This is a genomic window from Pseudomonas sp. SF2, from assembly GCF_036858055.1.
Taxonomy (GTDB): Bacteria; Pseudomonadota; Gammaproteobacteria; order Pseudomonadales; family Pseudomonadaceae; genus Aquipseudomonas.
The window spans coordinates 1-7,358 of the sequence record NZ_JAMBDI010000020.1; the positions used below are offsets into that span (position 1 = coordinate 1).

The 7,358-nt window shown below is 63.4% G+C and carries 9 protein-coding genes; 5 read left to right on the top strand and 4 right to left on the bottom strand.

The window, feature by feature from the left end:
- Positions 1–504 precede the first annotated feature (504 nt).
- Together M2S36_RS12845 and M2S36_RS12850 are read right to left on the bottom strand one after the other, a co-directional pair.
- Complete coding sequence (locus M2S36_RS12845; RefSeq protein ID WP_063914982.1) at positions 505–804, bottom strand: hypothetical protein; 300 nt, start codon at positions 802–804, stop codon at positions 505–507.
- Between the two features lie 225 nt (positions 805–1,029).
- The gene (locus tag M2S36_RS12850) at positions 1,030–3,162 is read right to left on the bottom strand and encodes a TonB-dependent receptor (protein WP_207837775.1); all 2,133 of its coding nucleotides are present in this window, start codon (positions 3,160–3,162) and stop codon (positions 1,030–1,032) included.
- 187 nt (positions 3,163–3,349) lie between these two features.
- Here M2S36_RS12850 and M2S36_RS12855 point away from each other — a divergent pair, with 187 nt between their 5' ends.
- Entirely contained in the window at positions 3,350–3,931 is a 582-nt protein-coding gene (locus tag M2S36_RS12855) for a hypothetical protein (RefSeq protein ID WP_207837773.1), read from the top strand.
- 4 nt (positions 3,932–3,935) lie between these two features.
- Here M2S36_RS12855 and M2S36_RS12860 read toward each other — a convergent pair whose 3' ends face one another.
- A complete protein-coding gene (locus tag M2S36_RS12860) occupies positions 3,936–4,700 on the bottom strand; it encodes a hypothetical protein (RefSeq protein ID WP_333957244.1) in 765 nt (254 codons plus the stop codon).
- Between the two features lie 219 nt (positions 4,701–4,919).
- Between M2S36_RS12860 and M2S36_RS12865 the strand changes: the two genes are divergently transcribed.
- Positions 4,920–5,438, top strand: coding sequence for a DMT family transporter (locus tag M2S36_RS12865; protein ID WP_233688272.1), 519 nt, complete (start codon positions 4,920–4,922; stop codon positions 5,436–5,438).
- On the opposite strand, the gene M2S36_RS12870 is transcribed toward M2S36_RS12865, so the two are convergent.
- Entirely contained in the window at positions 5,439–6,347 is a 909-nt protein-coding gene (locus M2S36_RS12870; RefSeq protein WP_207837832.1) for a LysR family transcriptional regulator, read from the bottom strand.
- Between the two features lie 131 nt (positions 6,348–6,478).
- Between M2S36_RS12870 and M2S36_RS12875 the strand changes: the two genes are divergently transcribed.
- The 3 genes from M2S36_RS12875 to M2S36_RS12885 all read left to right on the top strand — a co-directional run bounded on the left by M2S36_RS12875 (position 6,479) and on the right by M2S36_RS12885 (position 7,270).
- On the top strand, positions 6,479–6,727 hold the full coding sequence (locus M2S36_RS12875; protein ID WP_442969524.1) for a hypothetical protein: 249 nt from the start codon (positions 6,479–6,481) through the stop codon (positions 6,725–6,727).
- 69 nt (positions 6,728–6,796) lie between these two features.
- On the top strand, positions 6,797–6,928 hold the full coding sequence (locus M2S36_RS12880) for a LysR family transcriptional regulator (protein ID WP_325175958.1): 132 nt from the start codon (positions 6,797–6,799) through the stop codon (positions 6,926–6,928).
- A gap of 45 nt (positions 6,929–6,973) precedes the next feature.
- Positions 6,974–7,270: a LysR substrate-binding domain-containing protein gene (locus M2S36_RS12885; RefSeq protein WP_325175959.1), complete on the top strand. Its 297-nt coding sequence runs from the start codon at positions 6,974–6,976 to the stop codon at positions 7,268–7,270.
- Positions 7,271–7,358 lie beyond the last annotated feature (88 nt).

Below are 7,358 nucleotides of genomic sequence, written 5' to 3' on the forward strand. Positions count from 1 at the left end.
TGCATCGGCATAGCGGCAGGCGGGCATATCGCCGGTGCGTGGCACGATGGCATAGCGCACCGGCAGGATGGGGATGCGTGCGCTACAGGCCGGGCCGGAGGTGGCGCTGCTGACGGAGGCGTCGTTCATGGGAGCTCCTTGCTCAGTGTCAAACTTTCTTGCCCACGAAATAAAAATGGCCTGCTTGATTGCTGGTCAGCCTGTTGTTATCTATTTCATGGGGATATATTGAAGCGTTATTGACGTATATCCCGCGGGTGTGCCGTACCCTGGTTTTCTTGATGGGCTGTATGTTGTAGGAAAGTTCTTGTTTTGGGTTGCCACGGATAGGGCGTGTCAAGTTTCAATGACAAGACAATGCCTCGACTGCCGTTTTGAGTCGAGGTCGAAAGTGTAAGAGTATATTTGGGTGAGTCGGATGTTGCTCAAGTGCTCCTCATGAAGGAGAAGCAGTGCGGATATATTTGTAAGAAAGGTCTTACTTTATAATTTGTCTATAAATATTTAGTTCTTGCACTTGGCCATCACCACCTGGCAAGTCTTCGGTGTGCCCCCTGACCGGCTTGCATAACGCACGCAGTTGTTCAGCGATTTCTGCCGGGCAATGCTCAGGGTATTGCCCCACGCGAGGCCGCCTTCGCCGGTGGTGGGGACCGCCTTGGCGAAGCAGTTGGAGCCTGTTGCGGGAGTCGCGTAGCGGGCCTTGCTGGTCTTGCTGGAGCAGCCGGCGGTGAGTGCCAGGCTGAAGGCGAGCAGGGTGGTCAGCGCCCAAGGTGTGTATGGGCGATTCGGTTTGTTGCTCATATGCTCTCCTTACTGAGGGGCGGGACGCTGTGATCGCAAGCAAGGTGCTGTCCACACTGTGGGAGCGGGTTTGTCGAGGCGGCGCACCGCCGCGAACACCGGCAAAGTCGGTGCCATTCACTGCGCAGGATATTGCATTCAAGCGAAGCGGTGAACGCTTGCATTGCACCAGATGCAGCGCAAGGCCTTGCACCACAGCAAGGCCTTGCGCCTTGGGGCAGGGGATCAGAACCGGTAGCTGAAGCTGGCTTCCAGCGTGCGCGGTGCACCCGGGGTGATCAGGTCCACCGAACCGTGCGCGGAGGCATAGTAGTCGCGGTCGAACACGTTCTTCAGGCGCAGCGCGGCGTCCCATTGCGGCACGCTGTACAGCAGCGCGGTGTCGAAGGTGGTGTAGCCCGGCATCACCACCACATTGTCGAGTGCGGTGTAGCGCTCGTCGACGTAGTTGGCGCCGGCAGCCACGCGCCATTCCGGGGTCAAGGTACGCACCAGCCAGACGTTGGCGCTGTTACGCGGTGTCAGGGTAGGGGTCTGGCCTTCGTTAGCCACGCCGTTGGTCTTGCTGTTGGACTTGGTGATCTCGGCATCCAGATAGGCATAGCCAGCGTAGATCTGCCACTTGTCGGTGAGCTGCCCGCTGACGGTGGCTTCGAAACCGTCGGTGCGTTGTTCGCCGGCCAGCACGGTCAGGTTGGGGTTGGCCGGGTCGGCCGTCTTCATGTTGGTGCGCTCGAGGCGGAATACCGCTGCGGTCACCGACAGGCGGCTGTCGAGCAGGTCCCACTTGGCGCCGAGTTCGTAGTTGGTGGTTTCTTCCGGCTCCAGGTGCTGGTTGGTCGGACTGACCGCGAACACCTCGCCCGAAGGCTGGTAGCTGCGGCTGACCGAGACATAGTAGGACTGGATGTTATCCGGCTGGTAGACCAGGCCGGCACGTGGGCTCCAGGTCTTGTCGGTACGGTCGAGGTCGACGTTCTGCGCGCGGTCGTCGTCGTACTCCTGGCCAAAGATGTCATAACGCACACCGACCAAGGCCTTCCAGTGCTCATTCAGTTCGATCATGTCCTGCACATACAGGCCGGTGGTCTGCTGGAAGTTGGTGCCCTTGGACGACAGGTTGGCGCCGTGCTCCGGCACCGGCACCAGGGCGTCGCGGAACACCGGCACCTGGGCAACGTTGTTCTGGCTCAGCACCCGCTGGTGCTTGTCCTGGAAGCCTACTTCCACGCCATACAGCAAGTTGTGCTGCATTCCGGCAAGCTGCGCCTGTTGCTTGAGTTCGGTCTGGTTGAACACACCGTACTCGTCTCGGGCCACGTTGCCACGGTTGAGCTTGACCAGCAGTTCGCCGTTGGGCGCGGTGACGAAGCGCGTCGGGCTGCTGTCGGCCAGGGTGTTGTTGCGGTCCAGGTCGTAGCGGTAATACCGGCTGGTGTTGGTCAGGGTGAAGTCGTCATTGATGCGGTAGTCCAGGCTTGCGGTCAGCGAGAACACTTCGCTGCGGGCGTAGTCCTGATCGGCATCGCCGGAGCCGAAGCGCTTGTCGCGATCCACATCCACCGGGCGGTTGCCCAGCGCCGGGATGCCGAAGTCGATCAGGCGCTTGTCGTACAGGTAGGTGGCGCCCAGGTTCAGTTCCAGGTCGTCGGAGAGGCGGAAGTAGGCCGACGGCGCGATGGCCTTGCGGTCGATGTAGCCATCGTCGCGGAAGGTGTCGCTGTCTTCGAAGGCACCGGTCACGCGGTAGGCCTGGTTGCTTTGCGGGTCTGCCCAGCCGGTGTCGAACTGGGTGCGGCGCTTGCCTTCGCTGTCGAAGCTCATGCCGACCTCGCGCTTGGGCGTGAAGCTCGGTTTCTTGCTGATGCTGTTGATCAGGCCGCCCGAAGAGCCACGGCCATAGAGCACGGCGGCAGGGCCCTTGATCACCTCGACCCGCTCGATGTTGGACAGGTCACGGAAGTACAGGGCGTCGTCGCGCACGCCGTCGATGTACATGTCGCCAATGGCGCTGAAGCCGCGAATGGTCACCTGGTCGCGCTGGCCGTCGCCGTTGGACAGACCGATGCCGGGCACATTCTTCAGCACGTCCTCCATGGACTGCGCACCCTGGTCCTTGATTACGCTTTCGGGCACGACGTTGACGGTTTGCGGGATGTCGCGCAGCGGGGCGTCGATCTTCATGGCGCTGCGACTTTCGCTGGCCTTGTAGCTTTGCTGCTCGTAGGCGCTGGTGACGGCAGTGGCGGGCAAGGCGAGGGAACCCTGCGATTCAGGTTGGACAGCCGCGTGAACAGCAGGCACAACCAGCAGACCCAGCATGGAAATGGATGCTGGGGCAACGGACTTTTTTGCCATTACAAATGACTCTTTGTTGTATTTGAGGTAATGAATAGTAATGATTTGTAAATGTAAAGCAAGTGTAAAGAATTCGCATTTGCTGTTGCAAGGTGGCGGCCCGGCAATGTGGCAGCCAAGGGCTATGCTTGTTGGCGCGTGAACATTTCACGCACCGATCCGGTCTTGATTACATGGAAGCAGGCCTATGAATCCAATTCGCTCTCTCGCTCGTGCTGTTGCCCTTGCCACCCTGGCGTCTACCGCCAGCTTCATGGTGCAGGCTGCCGGTATTCCCATTGGCAGCGAGGCGCTGGAAAGCCACGTCACCACGCAGGTCACGGCCATCGACCTGGCCAGCCGCCAGGTCACGGTGAAAGGCCCCGACGACAAGAAGGATGTGACCTTCCAGCTCACGGAAAAGGCCAAGGCGCTGCCCAACCTCAAGGTGGGTGACCAGGTCGACATCTACGTGACCCGTGCGGTGGCCTATGTGCTGAATCCCGAAGTAGGCGGGGCGCCGAAGGCGACTGAAGAGTCCGGCACCATCCGCGCCACTGCGGACAACCCCAACCCGGGCGGCGAAGCGTTCCGCCAGGTCAAGGTGACCTCGCAGATCAAGAAGATCGACCTCAAGGCGCATGAGGTGAGCCTGCTGCCACCGGAGGGCAAGCTGCAGGTGGTCAAGGTCGAGAACCCTGACCTGCAGGCACGCATGAAGAACCTCAAGGTCGGCCAGACGGTCGACGCGATCTACACCGAAGTGCTGCGCGTCGAAACCTCGCGCTGACCATTCATTGGGGCAGGCTACGGGTTGCCCGCGTATGGATCCGTCGTGATGCCTTGCATGACGGCGGATGTCGTTCGAACAGCTGGATCACCCAGTCGGGCCGAGTCTTGCTGGCATCGTTGAGCCAATTGGCAACCGAGTCCTGGGCATACTTGTCGGTTTCGGCCAGGCGGGGCACCAGCAGTGGCTCGGCCGCTTCCGGCATCAGCTTGAGCGCGGCGATGTGCTCGCACCAGACGCCACGCGGGCGCAGTACCTCGATGCAGAAGCGTCGTACCAGTGGGTTGCTGTCGCCGGCATGCCGTGCGAGCAGGGCAAGGGCGCTATCCAGTTCCCGAGCCAGGTGAGGGCGCAGGGCCATCCAGGCCCATTCGCGCACGCCAAAATGTTCATCGCGGGCAAAACGCAGCTGGGCCAGCAAAGCGGACTCGAGATCGAGCGTGCGCGACAGGTGCGCCTGGGCGAAGGCCGCCCAGCTGCGCACCGTATCGGCGCTGTGTGCGCTGCATCGCTCGAACACCTGCTGGCGCTGGGGCGCAGGGGCTGGTTCCAGCCATTGCCCGAGGGTAAGCCCGATGGCCGCGATTTTCTTCGACAGGCCCAGCGAGCGTGTTGCTTCGGCACAGGTAACCAACGGTCCGATCAGTGTGTCGGGCAGTTGGCCTGCCAATGCCCCGACCAGGGTCGTTTGATCCACTGCCAGGCACTCGGCCAGGTTGCGGGTGGGCAACTGTCCATGGTCGATCAGGGTTGTGCGTTCATCTGTCATCGAATGTGCTCCATCACATACGGTTCTGGTCTGGTTTCAGCCGGCCCCCCGTCGGCTTGGGCTTCTGGGGGCGTGACTGGGCAGCATCCTAGCCGACTCGGCAGGAACCGCATGCATGGTATCCATGTAGCGAATAGTGTGGGTGCACACTTTCGATTTCCATAGATAGAGAGAATTTGCCGATCATGGTCTGAACATTTGTCGAGAACGAGAATTGCCATGCCCAGCAAAACCCTGTGCCTGCTAGCGCTTCCCTTTGCCCTGGCGTTGCTTGCCGGTGCCGTGCTGCCATTCCAGGCTGCGGGTAATGCCGCCGTCGGCCGGGCGCTGGGGCATTGGTTGTGGGGCGCGTTCACGTCGTTGACGGTAAGTTCGCTGGTGGTGATCGCTGCACTGCTGATCCTCAGGGTGCCGGCGCCGGACATGGGCAAGGCCTTGCAGGGGCCTTGGTGGTTGTGGGTAGGCGGTGTGCTGGGGGCGCTGTACGTGGCCGGTGCCGCTGCGCTTACCCCTAAGCTGGGTGCGGCGGGGTTCCTGGTGCTGGTGGTGGCGGGGCAGATCATCACGGCGGTGGTCGCCGACCACTTCGGGGTGATGGGACTAGGGGGCAAACCGCTCAACCTGGCCAGGCTGGCGGGCGTGGTGCTGATCCTGTGTGGCGTGCTGCTGGTGCAAGGCAGCTGGGCGGCGGGCACGCCGGCCAGTGCCGCGGCCGTGGTGAGACAGCCGGAGGGTTGATCAACGTGTCGGCTGGCTGCAGGCCCATACGGTTTCACGCAGCCAGCGATGCCCGGGGTCGCTGTCCTTGCGGCTGTGCCAGGCCTGCTGGTAGTCGAACGAAGGGATCGCCAGCGGCGGCTCGAACTGGCGCAATGCAGGGTGCTGGTGTAGGGAACCTACGGCGCGGCTGGCCACGGTCAGGATCAGGTCAGTGCCAGCCAGCACCTCGACCGCCGCGCTCCAGTGCGGCAAGGCCAGGGCAATCCGCCGGCGCAGGCCTTGGGCGGCCAGGGCGCGCTCGATTTCGTCAAAGGCATCCGGGCGCATGGCCATCAGCACATGCGGGCGGGCCACCCAGTCGGCCAGGGCCAGGCCACCGCTGGCCGGCAGGACCTGGCGATCGGCAACGCTGATGAAGTTGTCGGCGAACAGTGCTTGGGCGGTGATGGCCTGGGGCAGTTCGGGGAAGATGCCCAGGGCCAGGTCCAGTTCACCGTCGAGCAGCTGGGCCAGCATGGTTTCGCGGCTGGCCTGGCTGATGGCCAGGTCCACCCCGGGCGCGACCTGGCGCAGGTGGCGCAGCAGGGGTGGCAGGATGATCCGTGAGGAGTAGTCGGACAGCGAGAGCCTGAAGCGACGTTGGGACTTCGCCGGTTCGAACTGTGGGGCGGCCAGCAGGCCGTTGAGGTTGCCCAGGGCGTCCTGCAGCGGCTTGGCCAGCGATTGGGCGCGGGCGGTCAAGGCCATGCGGCCGTTCTGGCGCACCAGCAAGGGGTCGTCGAAGTGCTTGCGCAGCTGCGCAAGGGCGTGGCTTACCGCGGGTTGGCTGCGGTGCAGGCGCAGGGCGGCGCGGGTCACGTGCTTTTCGCTCAGCAGCGCGTGCAGGGCGAGCAGCAGGTTGAGGTCGATCTTGCGTAGTTCATCCATGGTGCGAATGGTCTTGGTCATCTCTGACGGTTTCGATCAGCTTAACAAATAACCGAGGCTGGCGCGGTTCGGCGCGCGCAGAGGGTCCTGCTGACCTTGGCTGTATTGCCGTCGGCGATGGGGTACATGGCGTGCAGGTGGGCGACCGGGTCGCCTATGCAATGGGCCCGGTTGGCGGTTACGCCAGCGGCCGCCTGTACCCGGCTGAGCGCCTGGTCAAGCTACCGCCGCAGCTGGATGAGCAGGCCGCCGCCGCCGTGCTCGCCGAGGGTATCATCCAGCCTCGGGTCTGGCGTCGCTACCCGCTGGCCGAAGCGGCCAGGGTCCACGGGGACCTGGAGCAAGGGTTGTCGGAGGGCGCGCTGGTCCTTACTGCCTGACTCCTGCCCCTACTGCCTTGTGCCGAGCCTTGCCATGGATGCCTTCGACAGCCGCCGCACCACCCCACGGTGCTGTCCAAGCGCCTGAGAGCACTGGAGGCGCGCCTGGGCATTCGCCTGGTGGAGCGCAGTACGCGGCAGCTGCGCTTTACCGATGAAGGCGAGCGGCTGGTGGCCAGGTGCGCGAGGCCAACCGGCTGATCGCCGAGGCGGAACAGGAAGCGGCCGAAGGGGCGGCGACGGTACGTGGGCGCCTGCGCCTGGCGGAGTGTCAAGGTTGCCGGCAGCTTGCGCAGTAATGACAACGAAGCCCTGCTGGAGGCGACGCGCCGTGGCGTGGGTATTCTGGCCGGAGGAGACTGGCTGATGGGCGAAGACCTCGCCGCCGGGCGCTTGGTGCGGGTGCTGCCGCAATGGCAGCTGAATGTGGCGGCAGGCATCTACCTGGTACGGCCGACCGCGCGCCTCAACACCGCCGCCCTGGGGGCCTTCAAGGCGTGGCTGGAAGCACGCTTCGAGGCCGGTGCGCCCTGGCGGCTTTGACACAAGGCCGCTCTCTGGGAACAGCACATAATTCATTGATTTGGCACGCCCTCTGTGGGAGCGGGCATGTCGAGGCGTCGAACCGCCG

Bases quoted from the DNA above. Each gene is read 5' to 3' on its own strand.
- M2S36_RS12845 (WP_063914982.1), bottom strand. From the start codon at position 804: ATGAGCAACAAACCGAATCGCCCATACACACCTTGGGCGCTGACCACC.
- M2S36_RS12850 (WP_207837775.1), bottom strand. From the start codon at position 3,162: ATGGCAAAAAAGTCCGTTGCCCCAGCATCCATTTCCATGCTGGGTCTG.
- M2S36_RS12855 (WP_207837773.1), top strand. From the start codon at position 3,350: ATGAATCCAATTCGCTCTCTCGCTCGTGCTGTTGCCCTTGCCACCCTG.
- M2S36_RS12860 (WP_333957244.1), bottom strand. From the start codon at position 4,700: ATGACAGATGAACGCACAACCCTGATCGACCATGGACAGTTGCCCACC.
- M2S36_RS12865 (WP_233688272.1), top strand. From the start codon at position 4,920: ATGCCCAGCAAAACCCTGTGCCTGCTAGCGCTTCCCTTTGCCCTGGCG.
- M2S36_RS12870 (WP_207837832.1), bottom strand. From the start codon at position 6,347: ATGGATGAACTACGCAAGATCGACCTCAACCTGCTGCTCGCCCTGCAC.